This is a genomic window from Nakamurella leprariae (assembly GCF_016918035.1).
GTDB lineage: Bacteria > Actinomycetota > Actinomycetes > Mycobacteriales > Nakamurellaceae > Nakamurella > Nakamurella leprariae.
Genome location: NZ_JAERWK010000008.1, coordinates 118,222 through 139,519 on the forward strand (window position 1 = coordinate 118,222; position 21,298 = coordinate 139,519).

Genomic DNA, 21,298 nt, shown 5'->3' on the forward strand with positions numbered 1-21,298 from the left:
ACGGAGAGCCCCGTGAACACGATCGTGTCGGACCGGGACCGCCGGTTGGCCCGGACCCGCGTCCCGTTCGACCTCATCGTCATCGGCGGCGGCGCGAACGGGTGCGGCATCGGCTGGGACGCCGCCCTGCGTGGCCTGCGGGTGCTGGTGCTGGAGAAGGAGGACTTCGGCTGGGCCACCTCGGCCTGGAACAGCCGGCTCATCCACGGTGGCCTCAAGTACCTGGAGAAGTACGACGTCCGGTTGGTGCGGGAGTCGCTGCGGGAGCGGGAGTGGATGCTCCGCGCGGCGCCGCACCTGGTGACGCCGCTGCAGTTCGTGCTGCCGTTCTACGCCCGCAACGCACACTCCAAGTCGGTGTTGCGCACCGGACTGGTGGCGTACGACGCACTCTCGCCGGACAAGAGCACCCCCTGGCACCGGGTGCACTCCCCCGAGCAGACGCTGGACATCGTGCCCGGACTGGACGCCGACGGGCTGCAGGGTTCGGGCACCTACTACGACGGCCAGGTGCCCTACGCCGAACGCCTGGTGGTGGAGACCGCGCTGGCCGCGGCCACGGCCGGGGCGGTGGTGCTCAACCACGCCCGGGTCGACGACCTGCGGGTCGAGGCCGGGGCGGTGACCGGCGTCCAGTTCACCGACACCGTCTCGGGCACCCGGCACACCGTGTCCGCGCGGGCGGTGGTGAACGCGGCCGGCCCGTACGTCGACGAGGTGCTGCGGTCGTTGGGCACCCGGCCGCCGATGATGGGCGGCACCAAGGGCACCCACCTGATCGTCGACGACTTCCCCGGGGCCCCGGTCGGTTCCGCGCTCTACTACGAGGCGCTCACCGACGGGCGGCCGATGATGGTCATCCCGTGGCTCGGCCGCTACATCATCGGCGCCACCGACGTCCGCTTCGAGGGCGAGCTGGACCGGGCCTCGGTGGACGCCGAGGAGCTCCGGTACATCCTGCACGAGACCAACCGGGTCATCCCGACGGCCCGGCTGCAGCCGGCCGACGTGCTGTGGAGCTGGACGGGCGTCCGCCCCCTGCCCCACCAGGCGTCCGGGCCGACCGGCGACATCACCCGCCGGCACGTGGTGCACCACCACGCGAAGGACCGCGCCACCCCCGTCGCCGGACTGTTCTCGGTGATCGGCGGCAAGCTGACCACCTTCCGCGCGCTGGCCGAACACGTCACCGACGACGTGCTGCGGCACCTGGGCAGTTCGCCGCGCAAGCGGCCGACCCTCACCCGGCACGCCCGGCTGCCCGGAGCGCAGGTCCTCGACCTGGACCGATTCGCGGCCGACTTCCGGGGCAGCAGCACGCTGCCCGCCGGCACGGCAGACCGGCTGCTGGCGCTGTACGGGACCCGGGCGGCGACGGTGGCCGCCGGAGCGGCGCTCGACCCGGCGCTGGCCCGCCCGGTGGACGGGACGACCGGGGTGCTGGCCGCCGAGATCGCCGTGGCCATCGAGCAGGAGGCGGCCGTGACGCTCGCCGACATCGTGGCCCGGCGGATCATGACCGGGCTCGAGGCCGATCTCGGGCGGTCCTCGCTGGAGGCGGTGGCGTCGGTGGCCGGCGAGCTGCTGGGCTGGTCGGCCGACGACCGAGAACGTCAGATCGGCGCGTACTTCGTCTCGATCGAGAAGCTGACCCGCACCTCGGCGGTGGCCGAGGCGTCGTAGCCGCTGGTCGGGGCGGCCAGCACGCCGCACCAGAAGCCGCGGGCGGCGTCGCTGCGGACCACGACGGCCACGACCGACACCGCGGTGACCAGGGCCGCGGCCAGGTGCAGTACCGGCTGGCCGAAGACCACCGCCAGCGGGAAGCAGTGCACGCCGACCACGGCCAGGACCAACGGGGCCACGAGATCCGACCGGTTCCGCCGCAGTGCGAGCACGACCAGGACCACCGCCGCCACGACCTCGACGACGACGACCACCAGGTCGGAACGGAACGCGCCGCCGGTCGGATCGATGGCGGTCCCGGCGTCCCAGTGGCCGACCACCGTGGACACGCTGATCGCGATCAGGCCGAGCCCGTCCACGGCGAACAGACCCAGCAGGATCCGCCAGCGCGGGCCGGCCGGCGGCCGTTCCAGGGCCCAGCCGGCCCAGACGAGGCGGCCAGGCCGAAGACCGCTCCGATCATCACCCGATCCCGCGGGAACGCCTCGTCGATCATCCGGCCACCGTCTGGCCCGCCGCGGCGGCCGCCGCCCCGGCCGCGTGTCACGCTGGGAGCACCGTCGCAGACGCCGCCCGGGCGAGCAGCAGCAAGGGAGCACGATGACCACCTCAGGGACCGCGATCACGGCAGCGACCACCCGGCTCCGCGCCGCGCAGGACGAGGCCGAGACCGCCGCGGCGACCGCCGAGCTGCTCGTCGCGCTGCAGGGCGGCGGCGGGGAGCTCGCCTCCGCCATGGGCATCCGGATCACCGACGCCGGCCTGACCCGGGTGGTCGGGAGGATGCCGGTGGCCGGCAACCGGCAGCCGTACGGTCTGCTGCACGGCGGAGCCAGCGCCGTCCTGGCCGAGACGCTCGGGTCGGTGCACGCCGTGCTGCTGGCCCCCGAGGGCCACGTCCCGGTCGGCACCGAACTGTCCTGCACGCACCACCGCGGCATGCGCGACGGCGAGGTCACCGGCACGTCCACGGTGCTGCACCTGGGCCGGTCCGTGGCCACCCTGGACATCACCATCACCGACGGCGCTGATCGCCGCGTGTGCACCGCCCGGCTGTCCTGCGCCTTCATCCGGCCGCGCGCCTGACCCGACCCACTGACGGGCGGGGAACGCCCGCGGGAGCACAGTGGAGCCGTGGAATTCGCGATCGTCCTGGTGCTGGCTCTGTTGGCGGTGGCCGCGGCCGCCGGCATCTCGTCCCGGATCGGGGTCGCCGCGCCGTTGATCCTGGTGCTGCTCGGGATCGGCGTGAGCTTCCTGCCGTTCGTGCCGGCGGTCGAGGTCGAACCCGAGTGGATCCTCACCGTGGTGCTGCCGCCCCTGCTGTACTCGGCGTCGGCGTCCATGCCCACCACCGACTTCCGCCGCGAGCTGCGCGCCATCGGCGGCCTGGCCGTCACGCTGGTGGTGCTCAGCTCGGTGCTGCTGGGCCTGCTGTTCACCTGGCTCATCCCCGGGCTGGGCCTGGGCTGGGGCATCGCGCTGGGCGCGGTGGTCAGCCCGACCGACGCGGTGGCCACCTCGATCGTGAAGCGCCTCGGCGTCGCCCCGCGGGCCGTCTCGGTGCTGGAGGGCGAGGGGCTGCTGAACGACGCCACCGCACTGGTGCTGCTGCGCTCGGCCATCGCCGGGGCGGCCGGCGCGGTGTCGCTGTGGGGGGTGGCCGGCGATTTCCTGTTCGCGGTGGTCGTCGCCGTGGCCATCGGCGCCGCGGTCGGGTGGGTGACGGTGCGGATCCGGGCCCGCGTCTCGAACACGACCGCCGCGACGGTGCTGTCCTTCACCGTGCCGTTCCTGGCCTCGGTGCCGACCGAGGCGCTGGGCGCCTCCGGGCTGGTCGCCGCGGTGGTGGCCGGCCTGGTCACCGGGGCCGGGCGCGACCGCCGGCTCACCGCTCAGCAGCGGCTGGCCGACCGGCAGAACTGGCGCACCGTGGAGTTCGTGCTGGAAGGCGGGATCTTCCTGCTCATGGGCCTCGAGCTGTTCGGCATCGTCGAGGACGTGGAGGCCGAGCACCTGGGCGTCGGCCCGGCACTGGCCGTCGCCGCGGCCGGACTGGTCGCCGGCCTGCTGGTGCGGGCCGCTTTCGTGGCGCCGCTGGTCTGGCGACTGCAGCGGCGGGCCCGACGCGGCGAACGCATGCGGCCCCGGCTGTCGGAGTGGCAGGAGCGGCTCGACCGGCCGACCGATGAGCTGGTCGAGGACTTCCGCGCCCGCACCGAGGGGACCCGGCGGCGACCACCGTCCGCCCGGGGCGTGGAGCGGTTCCGCACCCGGCTGCGTCGCACCGTGGCCGACATCGACTTCTTCCTGGCCGAGCCGGTGGGCTGGCGGGAGGGAACGGTGATCGTCTGGGCCGGGATGCGCGGCGCGGTCAGCGTGGCCGCCGTGCAGACCCTGCCCGCCGATGCCCCCGACCGGCCGGTGCTGGTGCTCGTCGCCTTCGCCATCGCAGCTGCCTCCCTGCTGCTGCAGGGCAGCACGCTGCCGCGGGTGATCCGCTGGGTGCGGCCGGCCGGGCCCGACCCGGAGGCCCAGGCTCAGGAACGCGAGGACATCCGGACCCTCATGCAGGAGGTGGCCGCGTCGGTCCCGGAACCGGACGTCCCGGCCGGCATCCGGCGACCCGGTCGCCCGACCGCTGCGGCGCTGGCGCAGCCGGACGAAGAGGACCGCGACGCGTGGGAGCTGCTGCGCCGGCACCGCCTCGCCGTGCTGGAGGCGCAGCGCACCGCCCTGCTGGACGTGCGGGACGACGGCGTGGTCAGCGCGGCCGCGCTCGACGCCGTGCTGACCGCCATCGACGCCGAGCAGATCGGGCTGGAGCTGCAGGGCGCGCCGGCGGACTGACCCCGCCTACCGCCGGGGCTCCGGGTGCTGGTCGGCGCCGCGGGTCCGACGCAGTTTCCGGCCCCGGCGTTCGTCCTCGGCCTCCTTGGCCGCGGCCTTGTCGCTGGCCCGCGTGTCGCGGGGCGGCAGCTGGATGTCCCGCTCGGCGCGGATCCCGGCCTGCAGCTGGCGGGCCCGCTCCAGCTCGGCGTCCACCTCCGCACCGAACAGCAGAGCCAGGTTGGTGATCCACAGCCACAGCAGGAAGACGATCACCCCGGCCAACGACCCGTAGGTCTTCTGATAGTTGGCGAAGTTGGCCACGTACAGGCCGAACAGCACGGATGCGACGATCCAGACCAGGATGGCGATGGCCGCGCCCAGGCTGATCCAGCGGAACTTCGGCTGCCGCACGTTGGGGGTGGCGTAGTAGAGGATCGCCACCACCAGCACCACCATGATCAGCATGACCGGCCACTTGGCGATGTTCCAGACCGTCACGGCGGTCGACCCCAGCCCGATCGCGTCGCCCACGCTCTGCGCGATCGGTCCGCTGAGCACCAGGGCGAGACCGACCGCCGCGGCCATGATCACCGCGATGAGGGTGATCAGCAGCATGAGCGGCCGGAGCTTCCAGAACGGCCGGCCCTCGTCGATCTCGTAGACCCGGTTCATCGCCCGGGAGAAGGCACCGACATAGCCCGAGGCCGACCACAGCGCGCCGACCAGACCGATGACGAACGCGAACCCGGCGGCGGGCGCGTCGACCAGCGACTGCACCGGTGCCCGCAGCGAGTCGACCAGTGAACTGCCGCCGACCTGCTCCACCACCCCGAGCAGCGCATCGACCGTCGTCCGACCCTGCCCGAACAGGCCGACCAGCGAGACCAGCGCCAGCAGCCCCGGGAACAGCGCGAGCACGGCGTAGTAGGTCAGCGCCGCGGCCAGATCGGTGCACTGGTCGGCCGAGAACTCCCGCACCACCTTGCGGACCAGGTACCTGCGGGTGGCCGGCCGGAGATCGGTGGGCTTGTCCGGCTTGTCACCGTCCTCGGGCTGTGGCGCCGCCGTCCGGGCGCGGCTCGCGCCGGCGTCCTCACTCATCCGGTTTCCTCCTGCTGGATCCTGCCCACGGATCGTGGTGCAGCAGGACGGTTCCCGGGATGTCCGGGCCTCAACCGGCGAGCCGACTCGCCCGGTCGGCGCGCCACGCCGCCGGCGGATGGATCAGCGTGTCAGTGCGCGAACAGCCGGCCAGCCGAACCACCACCCAGGCCGCGGCGAGCACGAGGATGCTGCCGGAGACGGAGGCGGTGACCAGGCCCCGGCCCGGGCGTTCTCCAGCGCGAGGCGCCGACGCAGCACCCGTCGGATCGATCCGGCCCGGGACCTCACTCGTCCCAGCCGTACCAGCCGTGATGGCGCGATCATCCCCGCCCGCCGGCACGTCTCAGGCCACCCCGAGGTAGGCCTCCTTGATGGCCGGATCGGCCAGCAGCTCCGGACCCGGCCCCGACTTGACCACCTCACCGGTCTCCAGGATGTACGCCCGGTCGGACCGCGAGAGCGCCTGCTGGGCGTTCTGTTCGACCAGCAGGATGGTGGTGCCGGTGGCGTTGATCTCCGAGACGATCCGGAAGATCTGCTGGATGATCATCGGCGCCAGCCCCATGGACGGCTCGTCCAGCAGCAGCAGCCGGGGCCGGGCCATGAGCGCCCGCCCGATGGCCACCATCTGCTGCTCCCCGCCGGACATGGTGCCGCCCATCTGGGCCCGACGCTCCTTGAGCCGCGGGAAGAGCTCGAAGACGTGGTCGAGCGTGGCCTGGTACTCGGCCTTGTTGGCGAACTTGCGCGCGTAGTGCCCCATGTCCAGGTTCTCCTGGACGGTCATGCCGGGGAACACCCCGCGTCCCTCGGGCGCCTGGACGATGCCGGCCAGCACCCGCAGGTGCGCCTTCATCCGGGTGATGTCCTGACCGTCGAACATGATCGAACCGCGGGTCAGCGGACGCACGCCCGAGATCGCCCGCATCGTCGTCGTCTTGCCGGCGCCGTTGGCCCCGATCAGGGTGACCAGCTCACCCGACTCGACCGACAGCGAGATGCCGTGCAGCGCCTCGATCCGGCCGTAGCCGACCGTCATGTCCTTGATCTCAAGCAGTGGCATCGTCGGGCACCCCCAGGTAGGCGGCGATCACCGCAGGGTTCTCGCGGATCTCGGCCGGCTGGCCCTCGGCGATCTTCTTGCCGAACTCCAGCACCACGATCCGGTCGGTCACGCCCATGACCAGGCGCATGTCGTGCTCGATGAGCAGCACGGTGTACCCGTCCGCGCGGATCTTGCGGATCAGGTCCATCAACGCGGCCTTCTCGGCCGGGTTGAACCCGGCCGCCGGCTCGTCCAGGCACAGCAGCTTCGGCTCGGTGGCCAGCGCGCGGGCGATCTCCAGTCGCCGCTGGTCGCCGTAGGGCAGGTTGCGGGCCTTCTCGGTGGCCCGGGCGCCCACGCCCACGAACTCCAGCAGAGCCATGGCCCGCTCGATCGCGTCGTGCTCCTCGCGGCGGTGCCGCGGGGTCCGGAACGTGGCGCCCGGCACCGAGGTCCGGTGCCGCGCGTCCGTGCCGACCACCACGTTCTCCAGTGCCGTCATCTCGGAGAACAGCCGGATGTTCTGGAAGGTCCGGGCGATGCCGCGACGGGTGATCTGGTTGCGCTTGAGCTTGCCCAGCGGCTCGCCGTCGAACACCACCTGGCCGTCGGACGGCCGGTACACCCCGGTCATCGCGTTGAAGCAGGTGGTCTTGCCGGCACCGTTCGGGCCGATGAGCCCGAGGATCTCGCCGCGGCGGATGCTGAAACTCACCGAGTCGAGGGCGACCAGCCCGCCGAACCGCATGGTCACGTCCCGCATCTCGAGCAGGTCGGCCCCGACCGCGGTGTCGATGGCCCGGGTCGGCGCGACCCGCTCGGCCACCACCGCGGGATCGGCCAGCTCGGGTTCGACGTCGGCGACGTCGACGATGACCGGTTCCTCGGTCACTCCGCCCGGCAGGTCCTTGTCCGAACCGACGTCCTCCGCGTCCTCGACGGAACGGTTCTGCTCGTCGAAGTGCGAGCCCGCCCGTGCGCTGCCCGGATCGGTCATCGGGACACCTCCTCGGCACCGGTCGTGCCATGTTGATCGCCAGTGCCGGCGTCACCGTGTTGCCGCTTCGCGGTGCGGCGGGCGGCCACGTACAGCTGGCGACCGTAGGTGAGCAGTTTCTGTCTGGCCGGCAACAGCCCCTGCGGCCGGAAGATCATCAGCACCATCAGGGCGAGGCCGAAGAACAGGTACCGGTAGTTGGCGATCTCGTTGCCGTTGATCGGGATGCCGAACAGGTCGGTCCGGCCCAGGAAGAAGTTGGGCAGGTACACGATGATGAACGCCCCGAGGATGACGCCCAGCTTGTTGCCCTGGCCGCCGAGCACCACCGCGCACAGGAACAGCACCGAGTTGATGACGTTGAAGTTGGTCGGTGTCACGAACTGCACCTGCCCGGCGTAGAGCGCCCCGGACAGGCCGCCGATGGCGGCGCCGATGGTGAACGCCCACAGCTTGAACTTGAAGGTGGGCACGCCCATGATCTCGGCCGCGTCCTCGTCCTCGCGGATGGCCACCCACGCCCGGCCGACGCGGGACCGCTCCAGGTTCCCGACGAAGAGCAGCACCACCATGATCAACACCAGGGACAGCCAGAACCACCAGACGCCCGAGTTGATCCGGCCAGCCACGTTGCCGGCGGAGAACAGTCCGCCCGGGTTGGCCTCGGTCTGCCCGAGCTGCGGGTAGGCCACCTGGGACAACCCGCGACCGCCGCCGGTGATCTCGCCGAGGTTGTCGGCCAGCAGCCGGACGATCTCACCGAAGCCGAGGGTCACGATGGCCAGGTAGTCACCGCGCAGCCGCAGTGTGGGCGAGCCGAGCAGCAGCCCGGAGATGGCGGTGATGCAGACCGCCACCGGCAGCACGGCCAGCCAGGCCCAGTCCTGAGAGAGCCAGTTGCCCTCGCCGGTCTGGTTCCACGGGCTGTCCGGGCTGGTCAGCAGGGCGACGGTGTACGCACCGACCGCGTAGAAGCCCACATAGCCCAGATCCAGCAGGCCGGCCTGCCCGACCACCACGTTCAGGCCGATGGCGATGAGCGCGATCATGCCGAACTGCGCCATGACGGCACCGAAGTTCGTGCCCACGGTGGTGAGCACGGGGATGTTCAGGATGGGCACCAGCGCGATGAACAGGATGAACGGCACCCCGAACGCCCACTGGGCGGGGCGGGACTGCGCGTTCCACCACAGCCGGAAGCGATCACCGACACCGGCGTGCGGCCGGCCCAACGGGGTGGCCGAGGTCTGCTTGACCGGAGTGCTCATGCGCGTGCCCTCCCCAGGGTCTCGCCCAGGATGCCGGTGGGCCGGAACATCAGGATCAGGATCAGCAGGGCGAAGGCGACGACGTCCCGCCAGGCCGTCCCGAACAGGATCTGGCCGTAGTTCTCCATCACGCCGAGGATGAGGCCGCCCAGCAGCGCGCCGCGCAGGTTGCCGATACCACCCAGGACGGCGGCGCAGAACGCCTTGATGCCCAGGATGAACCCGCCCGAGTAGATGATGCCGTTCGGCACCCGCAGGGTGTAGAGCAGCGCGGCCGCACCGGCCAGCACACCGCCGATGAGGAACGTCAGCATGATGATGCGCTCCCGCGAGATGCCCATCAGGGTCGCGGTGGTCGGGTCCTGCGCGACGGCGCGGATGCCGCGGCCGAACTTGGTGCGGTTCACGAACATGTCGGTGGCCAGGGCCAGCACCAGCGCAGAGCCGATGATGATGAGGGTGACGTTGGTGACCGACGCCCCGAAGATGGTGAACTGCTCCTTCTGCTCCACCAGCCGGATCGGCTGCTGGGCGTTCACGCCGCCCAGCTCGCCGTCGGTGAGGGCCGGGAGCACGAAGTGGACGAACTCCTGGATGACGAAGGACGCACCGATCGCGGTGATGAGGAAGACCAGCGACGGCGCGTTGCGCTTGCGCAGCGGCCGGTAGGCCACCCGCTCCAGGCCGACGGCGGCGCCGCCGGAGATGAGCATGCCGCCGATCATGGCGATGCCGAGGTAGACGATGGTCATCACCGCACCCTCGGCGTACGCGTTGCCGCTGGGCGAGAAGCCCAACAGCATCAGCACCGCGTACTGCCCGAACATACCGAGCATGAAGATCTCGGAGTGGGCGAAGTTGATGAGCCGCAGCACGCCGTAGACGAGCGTGTAGCCCACCGCGACCAGCGCGTAGATCGAGCCGTAGGCCAGGCCCTCGATGGTGAGGGACCAGAACCGGTCGCCGAGCGCTTCGATGTTGAACGAGATGGCCGGGACGGCCAACCAGGAGCCGTCGGCGAGTGCGCCGACCGACAGCAGTGAGCTCATGGGTGCTCCCTCACGCCCGGGACCGGGCCGGGCGGTGGATCGTGCGGAGCCGTCGTGCCCGGCGGCACGGACGGGGGCGGAACCTCGGGCCGGATGTCACGCGGACCCGCGATCAGGACATCAGTCATGACCGCGGCGGGGCCGGCCGCAACCCGAAGCGGCCGGGGGTTCCTCCTTCGGAACCCCCGGCCGCCGGGGCCGACCCGGGCACACACCGGTCACGGTGGATCCCCTGGTCGGAATGATCGGGGTCAGCCGACCTCGTACATCCAGATCAGCGAGGAGGACAGCTCACCGTTGTCGTCCCACTGGTACTCACGGGCCAGACCCTGACCCTGGTAGTTCTTCACGTACTCGACCAGCCCGGCCCGATCGGTGATGCCCGAGTCGATGCCGGACAGGATGATCGTCATCAGGTCGTAGCCCTCGACCGAGTAGACGCCCGGCACCTGGCCGTGCTCGGACTCGTACGTGGCGGCGAACTCCTCCGGAGCCGGACCGCACGGGCAGGACAGGTACGCACCCTCGGCCGCGCTGCCGGCCTGGTCGACGAACTGCGGGTCGTTGGTGCCGTCCGCGGAGACGAAGGCGGCCTCCACGCCACCCTCCCGGAGCTGCGCCACGAACGGCGCCGCCTCGGCGTAGTACCCGGCGTAGAAGATGGCGTCCGGCTCGGCGCCCGCGATCAGCTGCACGGTGGCCGAGAAGTCCTTGTCACCGGTCTTGACGTCGGCGGCGCAGCTCGGATCGGCCGCGTCGCCCAGACCCTCGGTGATGGTCTCGGCCAGACCGACGCCGTAGTCGGAGTTGTCCTTGACCACGCAGACCGTGCTGAAACCGGCCGAACCGGTCAAGTACTTGGCCACGGCCGGACCCTGGACCGCGTCGTTGGCCAGACCGCGGAAGAAGTTGGTCCATCCGTTGGCCGTCAGGTCCGGGTTGGTCGCCGACGCGGTCAGCGACAGCAGACCGGCCTGCGAGAAGATCGTGCCGGTCGCCTTGGTCTCACCGGAGAACGCCGGGCCGAGCAGGCCGATGACCGAGGCGTCGCTGACGATCTGCGGCGCGACCTGGGTGGCCTTCTGCGGGTCACCCTCGGTGTCGAACTGCTTGATCTCGACCTGGCAGTTCGCGTTGGCGTCGTTGTGCTCCTTGAGCGCCGTCTGCATGCCGTACAGGATGTTCAGTCCCAGCGCGGCGTTCGGGCCGGTCAGGGCGCCGGCCATGGCGACCGAGACGCCGTCGCAGGTGGCCGAGCCGTCACCGGCCGGACTGACCGCGTCGGTGCCGGTCGAGGCCTCGACCTCGTTGCCGTCGATGTCGATCTGCACCAGCGGGTTGATGGCGAGATCGCCACCGGCCGGGGCCGCGCTGCTGCTCGAGGAACCGCTCGCACCGCTGGTCGCCGCGCTCGAGGACTCGCTGCCGCTGCCGGAGCCACCGGCGGACTTGTCACCACAGGCGGCCAACGTCAGCGTGGCCGCGGCCACGAGGACGAGAGCCGCTCGCATCGAACGTCGATGCACGTGCCACCTCCGAGATGAGCCGCGGGTTTCGCGGCGTCCACAGGTTGTGCCTCAAGGGCTGCCGGTCGCACGGGTCGCGGCCAGCACGGCGGTGAACCTAACCCACGATGACGCAAATCACGCCCTGCGCCATGCGCTCGTAACCCAACCGCGACGAGAACCAGGTGGAACGGAGACGCGAACAGCGTGTGAGATTTCCCCGAATGGCGTGCGTCCACACAGGAGATCAATCACGACCGGCGCAATCGACCGACGACCGACCGTCGCTCCGACCTGACCGTCCCCGGAACGCCGACGACCCCGCCCCACCGAACGGGTGGACGGGGTCGTCGGGCCGGTCGCCGCGTCGATCGGACCGCGGCGAGGGCGTCAGCTCTTGGTCGCCAGGCTCTCCAGCACGGCGTTGGCCACCGCCTGCATCGAGGTGCGCCGATCCATCGCCGTCCGCTGGATCCAGCGGAACGCCTCCGGCTCGGTCATCTTCTGGTGCGTCATCAGCAGTCCCTTGGCCCGGTCGATGAGCTTGCGGGCCTCGAGTCGCTGGGTGACGTCGGCGATCTCCTTGCGGAGCGCGGCCGTCTCGGCGTACCGGGCCACCGCCAGCTCGATGGCCGGCAGCAGGTCCGCCTTGGAGAACGGCTTGACCAGGTAGGCCATCGCGCCGGCGTCCCGGGCGCGCTCGATCAGCTCGCGCTGCGAGAACGCGGTCAGCATCACCACCGGCGCGATCTGGTCGGCCACGATCTCGGCCGCGGCGTCGATGCCGTCCTTGTTGGGCATCTTGACGTCCATGATGACCAGGTCGGGCTTGAGCTCCTGGGCCATCGCGACGGCCTGCTCGCCGTCGCCGGCCTCACCCACGACCTCGAAGCCCTCCTCGGAGAGCATCTCGGCCAGGTCCAGCCGGATCAACGCCTCGTCTTCGGCGATGAGCACACGACGCGGAGCGGTCATCGGCCACCCCTCTCATCACTCTCCGACGGCCGGTCGGCCGCCGGTTCCACCGCCACAGCGTAGCCGCCGCGACCGCCCGACACCGGCCGAGCGAGCCGCCGCCTCATGTGATCCGGCGCGCCCGGCCCGGCACCGGCCGCTGCGGTGAACAGCTAGGATCGCTGCGGCCGTGGCGCTGCCGCGGGCACGGCCACGCCCCCGTATCCCAATTGGCAGAGGAAGCGGATTCAAAACCCGCACAGTGTGAGTTCGAGTCTCACCGGGGGCACCGAGTTCGGCCTGATCAGGACCTGATGGTCCCGGTCACTCCCGGCCGTGACGGGGATCGCCGGCCGTACGCACCCGGACCAACCCCTCCTGCACCACCGTGGCCAGCAGTGCCCCGTTCCGGCCGAAGAAGTGCCCGGTGGCCAGGCCGCGGGCCCCCGACGAGCTCGGGGAGTTGGTGTCGTACAGCACCCAGTCGTCCAGCCGCACCGGCCGGTGGAACCACATCGCATGGTCCAGCGAGGCGCTCTGCAGGTTGTCGTACCCGTGGGCCAGGCCGTGTTCGAGCAGGATCGAGTCGAGCAGGGTCAGGTCGGACAGGTAGGCCAGCAGGCACACGTGCACCAGCGGGTCGTCCGGCAGCCGCCCGTCCGCCCGGAACCAGGCCCGGCTGCCCGCCCCCGGCTGCGGACCTCGGCCGTGCGCCTGCCACGGCGGGTCGTTGACGTACCGGATGTCAAACGGCCGAGGGATGCGCCCGAAGGCGGCCGACGCGTACCCGACCCCCTTCGACCGCTCGGCCAGCGACGGCAACGTCAGCGGGTCCGGCACCGCCGGCGCCGCCACGGCGTGGTCCAGCCCCGGTTCCTGGTGCTGGAACGACGCCGACATCACGAAGATCGACCCGGCCGACTGTGAGGCCACCACCCGGCGGATGCTGAACGACCGGCCGTCCCGGACGTCGTCCACCGCGTACTCGATGGGCTCGTCAGGCCGGCCGGGTCGCACGAAGTAGGCGTGCAGCGAGTGCACGTGACGGTCGGCCGGTACCGTCCGCCCGGCCGCCGTCAGCGCCTGGGCCGCGACCTGACCGCCGAACACCCGCTGCGGCCCGCCCGCCGGAGAACGGCCCTGGAAGCGTCCGTCCCCCAGGGGACGGACATCCAGGAGCCGCAGCAACCCGTCCAGCACCCGCTGGCCGCGGGGCACCCCGTCGGTGTCGAGCTGGACCTCGGACTCGTCGGTCACCGCACTCCCCCGTCGCGTCAGTCGTCGTGACCGAGTCGGTGGATCCGGATGAGGTTGGTCGAACCGGAGGTGTTCGGCGGCGAGCCGGCCACGATGACCACGGTGTCGCCGTGCTCGTAGCCCGGCACCTCGAGCAGCGCCTGGTCGACCAGGCGCACCATCTCGTCCGTGCTCTCCACCGCCGCGACCTCGTAGGTGCGGGTCCCCCAGGTCAGCGACAGCTGGTTGCGCACCGCGGCCAGCGGTGTGAAGGCCAGCACCGGCAGCTTGGTGTGCAGCCGGGACAACCGGCGCACGGTGTCGCCGGAGAAGGTGAACGCCACGACCGCCTTGGCATTCACCCGCTCACCGATGTCGCGGGCGGCGAAGGACAGCACCCCGCCCCGGGTGCGCGGCGTGTGGGTGAGCGGCGGCGCGGTGACCGACTGCGCCTCGATCGCCTCGATGATCCGGCTCATCGTCTTGACCGTGATGATCGGGTACTTGCCGACCGAGGTCTCGCCGGACAGCATCAGCGCGTCCGCGCCGTCGAGCACCGCGTTGGCCACATCGGAGGCCTCGGCCCGGGTCGGCCGCGAGTGCTCGATCATCGAGTCGAGCATCTGGGTGGCCACGATGACCGGCTTGGCGTTCTCCCGGGCCACCTGCACGGCCCGCTTCTGGAACAGCGGCACCTGCTCGAGCGGCAGCTCGACGCCGAGATCGCCGCGGGCGACCATGATCCCGTTGAAGGCCAGCACGATGGCCTCGAGATTGGCCACCGCCTCGGGCTTCTCCAGCTTGGCGATGACCGGGATGCGGGTGGCCCCGACCTCGTCCATCACCGCGTGCACGAGGTCGACGTCCGACGGGGACCGCACGAAGGACAGTGCGATGAAGTCGACACCGAGCGACAGCGCGAACTTGAGGTCCTCGATGTCCTTCTCGGACAGCGCCGGGACGGACACGTTCATGCCGGGCAGCGAGATGCCCTTGTTGTTGCTGACCGGGCCGCCCTCGGTGACCGAGCAGACGACGTCGTTGCCCTTGACCTCCAGGACGACCAGGCCGACCTTGCCGTCGTCGATGAGCAGACGGTCGCCCGGGCGGGCGTCGTTGGCCAGGCCCTTGTAGGTGGTGGACACCCGCTCCCGCGTGCCCTCGACGTCGTCGACGGTGATGGTGACGGTGTCGCCGTTGTTCCACTGGTGCGGGCCGTCGGTGAATCGGCCGAGACGGATCTTGGGGCCCTGCAGGTCGGCCAGGATGCCGACCGTGCGGCCCAGCTTGGCGGCGGCGGCACGGACGTTGGCGTGCACCGCCTGGTGGTCGGCGTGGTCGCCGTGGCTGAAGTTCATCCGGGCGACGTTCATGCCCGCTTCGATCAGCGCGGTGATGGCTTCTTCGGAAGAGGTGGCCGGACCGAGTGTGCAGACGATTTTCGCGCGGCGCTCCATGCCCGCAGACTATCCCGCGGCTGAACCGATTCCGTGCCCCGGGGCGGATGTGCGCCCCGGGGCACGGAGGACCGGAACAGTCGACGACCGGCCGACGATCGGCCGACGATCAGCGCAGGGCGACCGCGGTCGGCGCCACCGGGTCGGGCAGGAACGACGACCCGCCGGCCAGCCAGGCGTCCACCGAGGCGGCCGCGGACCGGCCCTCGGCGATGGCCCAGACGATGAGCGACTGCCCGCGACCGGCGTCCCCGGCCACGAAGATGCCCGGCACGTTGGTCATGTACTTGGCGTCGCGCTGCACGGTGCCACGCGACGTGGGCTGCACACCCAGGTGCTCCAGCAGCTCCTGCTCGGGCCCGGTGAAGCCGAGGGCGAGCAGGATGAGATCCGCCTGCAGGTGCCGCTCGGTGCCCTCGTACGGCTCGAAGCCGCCGGGGATGCGCTTGCCCTCGATGAGGTGCAGGCCGGTGACGTGGCCGTCCTCGCCCTCGAAGGTGGTCGAGTTGACGCCGAACACCCGCTCGCCGCCCTCCTCGTGCGCGGCCGAGATGCGCAGCATCAATGGGTAGGTCGGCCACGGCGTGGTGGGCGACCGGGTCTCCGGCGGGCGCACGTGGATGTCCAGCTGGGTCACCGACGCGGCGCCCTGGCGCAGCGCGGTGCCGTAGCAGTCGGCGCCGGTGTCGCCGCCGCCGATGATCACCACGTGCTTGCCGGCGGCGTCGATGGAGACCTGGTCGAGCGTGCCCTCGCAGACCCGGTTCTGCTCGACCAGGTAGTCCATGGCCAGGTGGATGCCCTCGAGGTGGCGACCCTCGATCTCCAGCTCCCGGGCCACGGTCGCGCCGGTGGCCAGCACCACCGCGTCGAACCGGTCGCGCAGCTGCTCCACGGTGACGTCCACCCCGATCGCGGTGTCCACCACGAAATCGACGCCCTCGGACGCCATCTGCTCCAGCCGCCGGTCCAGCACCGCCCGGTCCATCTTGAACTCGGGGATGCCGTAGCGCATCAGGCCGCCGACGCGACCGTCCCGCTCGTACACCACGACCGCGTGCCCGGCCCGGGCCAGCTGCTGCGCCGCGGCCAGCCCGGCCGGGCCGGAGCCGACGACCGCGACCTTCTTGCCGGTCTTCATCGCCGCGGGCCGCGGGGTCAGGCCGCCGTGGGTGACCGACCAGTCGGCGATCTCCTGCTCGACCAGCTTGATGGCGACCGGGTCGTCCCCGATGCCCAGCACGCACGAGCCCTCGCACGGGGCCGGGCAGAGCCGCCCGGTGAACTCGGGGAAGTTGTTCGTCGCGTACAGCCGCTCGGCCGCCTCGGCCCACCGGTCGGTGCGCACCAGCTCGTTCCACTCGGGGATGAGATTGCCGAGCGGGCAACCGTTGTGACAGAACGGCACGCCGCAGTCCATGCACCGGGCGGCCTGGATGCGGGTGTCCTGCCGGTCGAACGGCTCGTAGACCTCGTGGTAGTCCCGCAGCCGCAGCTCGACGGGGCGCCGGGCAGGGGTGTGCCGGCCGTGCTTGAGGAAACCGCTGGGATCAGCCACGGGCAGACTCCATGATCATCTCGTTCGCGTCGAGGCCGCGCTCGGCGGCCTCGGCCATCACCGACAGCACCCGGCGGTAGTCGCGGGGCATGACCCGGGAGAACCGGGCGGCCGAACCCGGCCAGTCGGCCAGGAGGGACGCGGCGATCCGCGACCCGGTCAACTTGGCGTGGGCACTGACCACCTCGCCCAGCCACACCACCTCGTCGGCGGCCAGTTCCTCGAGGTCGACCAGCTCGCCGTTCACCCGGGTCGGGTCCGCGTCGAGCAGGTACGCGATGCCGCCGCTCATGCCGGCACCGACGTTCCGGCCGGTGCGGCCCAGGATGACCACCCGTCCGCCGGTCATGTACTCGCAGGCGTGGTCGCCGGTGCCCTCGACCACCATGAGCGCGCCGGAGTTGCGGACGGCGAACCGCTCGCCGACCCGGCCACGCAGGTACATCTCGCCCGAGGTGGCGCCGTACCCGACGGTGTTGCCCCCGATGACCTGGACCTTGACGCCGGGTGCCTGGGCCGGCGAGTTCTCGTCCGGCCGGACGACCAGCCGGCCGCCGGAGAGGCCCTTGCCGATGTAGTCGTTGGCGTCCCCGACCAGCGTGATGGTTACGCCCCGCGGCAGGAAGGCGCCGAGCGACTGGCCGGCGGTGCCGGTCAGCTGCACGTCGAAGGTGCCGTCCGGGGCTCCGTCCGGACCCCAGCGGCGGGTGACCTCCGAGCCCAGCATGGTGCCGGCGGTGCGGTCCACGTTGCGCACGGGCAGGTCGATGCGCACCGGCTTGTCCGGTGCGGTCGGGGCCGCCTCCAGCGCGTCGGCGGCCAGCCCGATGAGCCTGGCGTCCAGCGAGCGGGACAGGTCGTGCTGCGCGGGCCGGACGCAGCGGTGGTCGCTGTCGACGTCGGCGATGTGCAGCAGCGGGGCCAGGTCGAGCCCGGCCGCGCGGTGGTGCCGCACGGCGGAGTCGACGTCGAGCAGGTCGGCACGGCCGACGGCCTCGTCGAGGCTGCGCAACCCCAGGGACGCCAGATAGCGGCGCACCTGCTCGGCCAGGTACAGGAAGAAGGTCTCGACGAACTCCGGCGTGCCGGTGTACCGCGCCCGCAGCACCGGGTTCTGCGTGGCGATGCCGACCGGGCAGGTGTCCAGGTGGCAGACGCGCATCATGATGCAGCCGGCCACGATGAGCGGCGCGGTGGAGAAGCCGAACTCCTCGGCGCCCAGCAGGGCCGCGACCACCACGTCCCGGCCGGTCTTGAGCCCGCCGTCGACCTGCACCCGGACCTGCTCGCGCAGCTCGTTGATGCGCAGCGTCTGTTGCGTCTCGGCCAACCCCAGCTCCCACGGCTGGCCGGCGTGCTTCAGCGACGTCAGCGCGGCCGCGCCGGTGCCACCGTCGTACCCGGCCACGATGACCTTGTCGGCGTGCGCCTTGGTCACCCCGGCGGCGACGGTCCCGACGCCCGGCGTGGACACCAGCTTCACCGAGACCGCCGCGCGCGGGTTGGCGTTGCGCAGGTCGTGGATGAGCTGCTTGAGGTCCTCGATCGAGTAGATGTCGTGGTGCGGCGGCGGCGAGATCAGGCCGACGCCCGGGGTGGCGTGCCGGGTGGCGGCCACCCACGGGTAGACCTTGTGCCCGGGCAGCTGCCCGCCCTCACCGGGCTTGGCGCCCTGGGCCATCTTGATCTGGATCTCGTCGGCATTCACCAGGTACGCACTGGTCACCCCGAAGCGGCCGGAGGCCACCTGCTTGATGGCCGAACGCGTCTCCGGGTCGAGCAGCCGCTCGACGTCCTCGCCACCCTCGCCGGTGTTCGACTTGCCGCCCAGCCGGTTCATCGCGATGGCCAACGTCTTGTGCGCCTCGGCCGAGATGGAACCGTAGGACATGGCCCCGGTGACGAACCGCTTCACGATCTCCGACGCCGGCTCGACCTCCTCCAGCGGCACCGCGGTGATCGAGGAGTCGCGGTCGGCCGAGCGCAGGTCGAACAGGCCGCGCAGCGTGCCGCCCTCCCGCGACAGCTCGTCCACCTTGTCGGTGTAGCGCTGGAAGACGTCCTCCTGCTTGGACCGGGCCGAGTGCTGCAGCAGGTAGACGGTCTCCGGGTTGAACAGGTGGATCTCGCCCTCGCGGCGCCACTGGTACTGCCCGCCGACCTCCAGGCCGCGGTGCTCCAGGGCGGTCGGGTTCGGCACGAAGGCCACCGCGTGCCGGGCGGCCACGTCGGAGGCCAGCACGGTCAGGTCGCTGCCGCCGGTGTGCGTGGTGGTGCCGGTGAAGTACTCGTCCAGCAGGTCCTGGTCCAGGCCGAAGCAGGCGAAGATCTGCGCCTGCCGGTACGACCCGACGGTGGAGATGCCCATCTTGGACATCACCTTGAGCACGCCCTTGGACAGCGCGACCACGACGTTGCGGATGGCGGTCTTGGGGTCGACGTCACCCAGCAGGCCCTGGGCGGCCAGGTCCGCGGCCGACTCCACGGCCAGGTACGGGTTCACCGCACCGGCGCCGTAGCCCAGCAGCAGCGCGATGTGGTGCACCTCGCGGGCGTCGCCGGACTCCACGACCAGCGCGACCTTGGTCCGCGACTTCTGCCGCACCAGGTGCTGGTGCACGGCCGAGGTGAGCAGCAGCGACGGGATCGGCGCCAGCTGCTCGTCCGACCCGCGGTCGGACAGCACGATGATCCGGGCGCCGCCGGCGATGGCCGCGTCGGCCTGCCGCCGGCAGTGCTCGATCGCCTCGGCCAGCGCCGAACCGCCGCCGGCCACCCGGTACAGACCGTTGATGGTGACCGCGGCGAAACCGGGCAGATCACCGTCGGCGTTGATCCGGACCAGCTTGGCCAGGTCGATGTTGTCGACCACCGGCAGCGGCAGCACGATGTGCCGGCACGACGCCGGGGTCGGGTCCAGCAGGTTGCCCTCCGGCCCGATCACGCTGGCCAGCGACGTGACCACCGACTCGCGGATGGCGTCCAGCGGCGGGTTGGTCACCTGGGCGAAGAGCTGACTGAAGTAGTCGAAGATCATCCGCGGCCGGTCGGACAGCACCGCTTCGGGCGTGTCCGTGCCCATCGAGCCGGTCGACTCCGCGCCGGTGGCGGCCATCGGCTGCACCAGGACGCGCAGCTCCTCCTCGGTGTACCCGAAGATCTGCTGCTTGCGGAGCACGTCGGTGTGCGGGGTGACCACGTACTCACGGCTGGGCAGGTCGGACAGCCGGATGAGCCCGGCGTCCACCCAGTCCCGGTACGGGTGCTCGCCGGCCAGGTGGTCCTTGATGGCCTGGTCGTCGAGGATCCTCCCGGCGTCCGTGTCGACCAGGAACATCCGGCCGGGCTGCAGCCGGCCGCGCTCGAGCACCTTCTCCGGCGGGATCGGCAGCACGCCGGACTCGGAGGCCAGCACCACGGTGTCGTCGGTGGTGAGCCACCAGCGGCCCGGACGCAGCCCGTTGCGGTCGAGCACGGCGCCCAGCAGGGTGCCGTCGGTGAACGTGACGCAGGCCGGGCCGTCCCACGGTTCGATGAGCGACGCGTGGAACTCCCAGAACGCCTTGCGCTCCGGGGTCAGCGTCGGGTTGTTCTCCCACGCCTCCGGGATCATCATCATCACCGCGTGCGGCAGGCTGCGGCCGCCCAGGTGCAGCAGCTCCAGCACCTCGTCGAACGACGCCGAGTCCGAGGCCTCCGGGCTGCAGATCGGGAAGACCCGCTTGAGGTCGCCCGGGATCAGGTCGGACTCCAGCAGCGCCTCGCGCGCCCGCATCCGGTTGCGGTTGCCGCGCACCGTGTTGATCTCGCCGTTGTGTGCGATGAACCGGAACGGGTGGGCCAGCGGCCAGGCCGGGAACGTGTTGGTGGAGAACCGCGAGTGCACGATCGCGATGGCCGACTCGGTGCGCTCGTCGGTCAGGTCGGCGAAGAACGCCGGCAGCTGCTCGGTGGTGAGCATGCCCTTGTAGACGATGGTGCGGCTGGACAGCGAGCAGAAGTACGTGCCCACACCGGCGTCGGTGGTCCGCTTGCGGAACAACTTGCGGGCCGGGTAGATGAGCCGGTCCAGCGCCAGACCGGCCGGCCGCTGGCCGTCCGCGCCGACAGGCCCGGCCAGGAACAGCTGCTCGAACGCGGGCATCACGTCGACGGCCATCTTGCCCACGCCGGCACCGACCGCGTCGGTCGGCACGGTCCGCCAGCCCAGCAGCTCCAACCCCTCCTGGGCGGCCACCCCGGCGATGATCGTCTTCGCGCGGTCCCGCTCGTCCTGGTCGGCGGGCAGGAACGCGATGCCGGTGGCGTAGGCCTGGCCGTGCCGCGGGTCGGCGGCCTCCGGCAGCTCGAACCCGGTCGTCGCGCGCAGCAACCGGTCCGGGACCTGGATGAGGATGCCGGCGCCGTCACCCACCGCCGGGTCGGCGCCGGCCGCCCCGCGGTGGTCGAGGTTGATCAGCGCGGTGATGCCGTCGGCGACCACGGTGTGACTCCGGCGACCGCGGATGTCCGCAACCGCAGCCACCCCGCAGGCGTCCCGATCGAGGGCGGGGTCGTAGAGGCCCTGAGGGCCCGGGGTCGCCGAGAAGAGCACGGCAGGCCTCCCG

The 21,298-nt window shown here is 71.5% G+C and carries 15 protein-coding genes and 1 tRNA gene; 4 read left to right on the forward strand and 12 right to left on the reverse strand.

Features of this window, described 5'->3' with window-relative positions; translation table 11 throughout:
* The first annotated feature begins 12 nt into the window (after positions 1-12).
* Positions 13-1,683, forward strand: coding sequence for a glycerol-3-phosphate dehydrogenase/oxidase (locus JL106_RS05895; protein WP_205259774.1), 1,671 nt, complete (start codon positions 13-15; stop codon positions 1,681-1,683).
* Here the strand turns inward: JL106_RS05895 and JL106_RS05900 are convergent.
* The gene (locus JL106_RS05900) at positions 1,614-2,045 is read right to left on the reverse strand and encodes a hypothetical protein (RefSeq protein ID WP_205259775.1); all 432 of its coding nucleotides are present in this window, start codon (positions 2,043-2,045) and stop codon (positions 1,614-1,616) included. The genes JL106_RS05895 and JL106_RS05900 overlap by 70 nt on opposite strands.
* Before the next feature lie 241 nt (positions 2,046-2,286).
* On the opposite strand from JL106_RS05900, the gene JL106_RS05905 reads away from it, so the two are divergent.
* Together JL106_RS05905 and JL106_RS05910 are read left to right on the forward strand one after the other, a co-directional pair.
* Positions 2,287-2,772 (forward strand): hotdog fold thioesterase, encoded by a 486-nt coding sequence (locus JL106_RS05905; RefSeq protein WP_236006899.1) that lies wholly within the window; start codon positions 2,287-2,289, stop codon positions 2,770-2,772.
* A 48-nt stretch (positions 2,773-2,820) separates the two neighbouring features.
* Positions 2,821-4,536: a cation:proton antiporter gene (locus JL106_RS05910; RefSeq protein ID WP_205259776.1), complete on the forward strand. Its 1,716-nt coding sequence runs from the start codon at positions 2,821-2,823 to the stop codon at positions 4,534-4,536.
* A gap of 6 nt (positions 4,537-4,542) precedes the next feature.
* On the opposite strand, the gene JL106_RS05915 is transcribed toward JL106_RS05910, so the two are convergent.
* From JL106_RS05915 to JL106_RS05945, 7 genes are all read right to left on the reverse strand, one after another.
* Complete coding sequence (locus JL106_RS05915) at positions 4,543-5,619, reverse strand: YihY/virulence factor BrkB family protein (protein ID WP_205259777.1); 1,077 nt, start codon at positions 5,617-5,619, stop codon at positions 4,543-4,545.
* A gap of 346 nt (positions 5,620-5,965) precedes the next feature.
* On the reverse strand, positions 5,966-6,685 hold the full coding sequence (locus JL106_RS05920) for an ABC transporter ATP-binding protein (RefSeq protein WP_236006900.1): 720 nt from the start codon (positions 6,683-6,685) through the stop codon (positions 5,966-5,968).
* A complete protein-coding gene (locus JL106_RS05925) occupies positions 6,672-7,664 on the reverse strand; it encodes an ABC transporter ATP-binding protein (protein ID WP_236006901.1) in 993 nt (330 codons plus the stop codon). The genes JL106_RS05920 and JL106_RS05925 overlap by 14 nt, the downstream gene beginning before the upstream one ends.
* Complete coding sequence (locus tag JL106_RS05930) at positions 7,661-8,932, reverse strand: branched-chain amino acid ABC transporter permease (RefSeq protein WP_205259778.1); 1,272 nt, start codon at positions 8,930-8,932, stop codon at positions 7,661-7,663. The genes JL106_RS05925 and JL106_RS05930 overlap by 4 nt, the downstream gene beginning before the upstream one ends.
* Complete coding sequence (locus JL106_RS05935) at positions 8,929-9,981, reverse strand: branched-chain amino acid ABC transporter permease (RefSeq protein WP_236006902.1); 1,053 nt, start codon at positions 9,979-9,981, stop codon at positions 8,929-8,931. The genes JL106_RS05930 and JL106_RS05935 overlap by 4 nt, the downstream gene beginning before the upstream one ends.
* 251 nt (positions 9,982-10,232) lie before the next feature.
* Entirely contained in the window at positions 10,233-11,492 is a 1,260-nt protein-coding gene (locus JL106_RS05940) for a branched-chain amino acid ABC transporter substrate-binding protein (RefSeq protein ID WP_236006903.1), read from the reverse strand.
* A 384-nt stretch (positions 11,493-11,876) separates the two neighbouring features.
* Entirely contained in the window at positions 11,877-12,461 is a 585-nt protein-coding gene (locus JL106_RS05945; protein WP_205259780.1) for an ANTAR domain-containing response regulator, read from the reverse strand.
* Between the two features lie 194 nt (positions 12,462-12,655).
* On the opposite strand from JL106_RS05945, the gene JL106_RS05950 reads away from it, so the two are divergent.
* A tRNA-Leu gene (locus JL106_RS05950) sits at positions 12,656-12,729 on the forward strand.
* 35 nt (positions 12,730-12,764) lie between these two features.
* Here JL106_RS05950 and JL106_RS05955 read toward each other — a convergent pair.
* The 4 genes from JL106_RS05955 to gltB all read right to left on the reverse strand — a co-directional run bounded on the left by JL106_RS05955 (position 12,765) and on the right by gltB (position 21,285).
* Positions 12,765-13,697 carry an acyl-CoA thioesterase gene (locus JL106_RS05955; protein ID WP_328841487.1) on the reverse strand — a complete coding sequence of 311 codons (933 nt, stop codon included), beginning with the start codon at positions 13,695-13,697 and terminating at the stop codon, positions 12,765-12,767.
* A gap of 17 nt (positions 13,698-13,714) precedes the next feature.
* Positions 13,715-15,133, reverse strand: a complete 1,419-nt coding sequence (gene pyk / locus JL106_RS05960) for a pyruvate kinase (protein WP_205259781.1) — start codon at positions 15,131-15,133, stop codon at positions 13,715-13,717.
* Positions 15,134-15,242: 109 nt separating this feature from the next.
* Positions 15,243-16,691 carry a glutamate synthase subunit beta gene (locus JL106_RS05965; RefSeq protein ID WP_205259782.1) on the reverse strand — a complete coding sequence of 483 codons (1,449 nt, stop codon included), beginning with the start codon at positions 16,689-16,691 and terminating at the stop codon, positions 15,243-15,245.
* Entirely contained in the window at positions 16,684-21,285 is a 4,602-nt protein-coding gene (gene gltB, locus JL106_RS05970) for a glutamate synthase large subunit (RefSeq protein ID WP_205259783.1), read from the reverse strand. The genes JL106_RS05965 and gltB overlap by 8 nt, the downstream gene beginning before the upstream one ends.
* Between the last annotated feature and the right edge of the window lie 13 nt (positions 21,286-21,298).

Bases quoted from the DNA above. Each gene is read 5' to 3' on its own strand.
- JL106_RS05915 (WP_205259777.1), bottom strand. From the start codon at position 5,619: ATGAGTGAGGACGCCGGCGCGAGCCGCGCCCGGACGGCGGCGCCACAG.
- JL106_RS05930 (WP_205259778.1), bottom strand. From the start codon at position 8,932: ATGAGCACTCCGGTCAAGCAGACCTCGGCCACCCCGTTGGGCCGGCCG.
- JL106_RS05905 (WP_236006899.1), top strand. From the start codon at position 2,287: ATGACCACCTCAGGGACCGCGATCACGGCAGCGACCACCCGGCTCCGC.
- JL106_RS05945 (WP_205259780.1), bottom strand. From the start codon at position 12,461: ATGACCGCTCCGCGTCGTGTGCTCATCGCCGAAGACGAGGCGTTGATC.
- pyk (WP_205259781.1), bottom strand. From the start codon at position 15,133: ATGGAGCGCCGCGCGAAAATCGTCTGCACACTCGGTCCGGCCACCTCT.
- JL106_RS05925 (WP_236006901.1), bottom strand. From the start codon at position 7,664: ATGACCGATCCGGGCAGCGCACGGGCGGGCTCGCACTTCGACGAGCAG.
- JL106_RS05920 (WP_236006900.1), bottom strand. From the start codon at position 6,685: ATGCCACTGCTTGAGATCAAGGACATGACGGTCGGCTACGGCCGGATC.
- JL106_RS05940 (WP_236006903.1), bottom strand. From the start codon at position 11,492: ATGCGAGCGGCTCTCGTCCTCGTGGCCGCGGCCACGCTGACGTTGGCC.
- JL106_RS05935 (WP_236006902.1), bottom strand. From the start codon at position 9,981: ATGAGCTCACTGCTGTCGGTCGGCGCACTCGCCGACGGCTCCTGGTTG.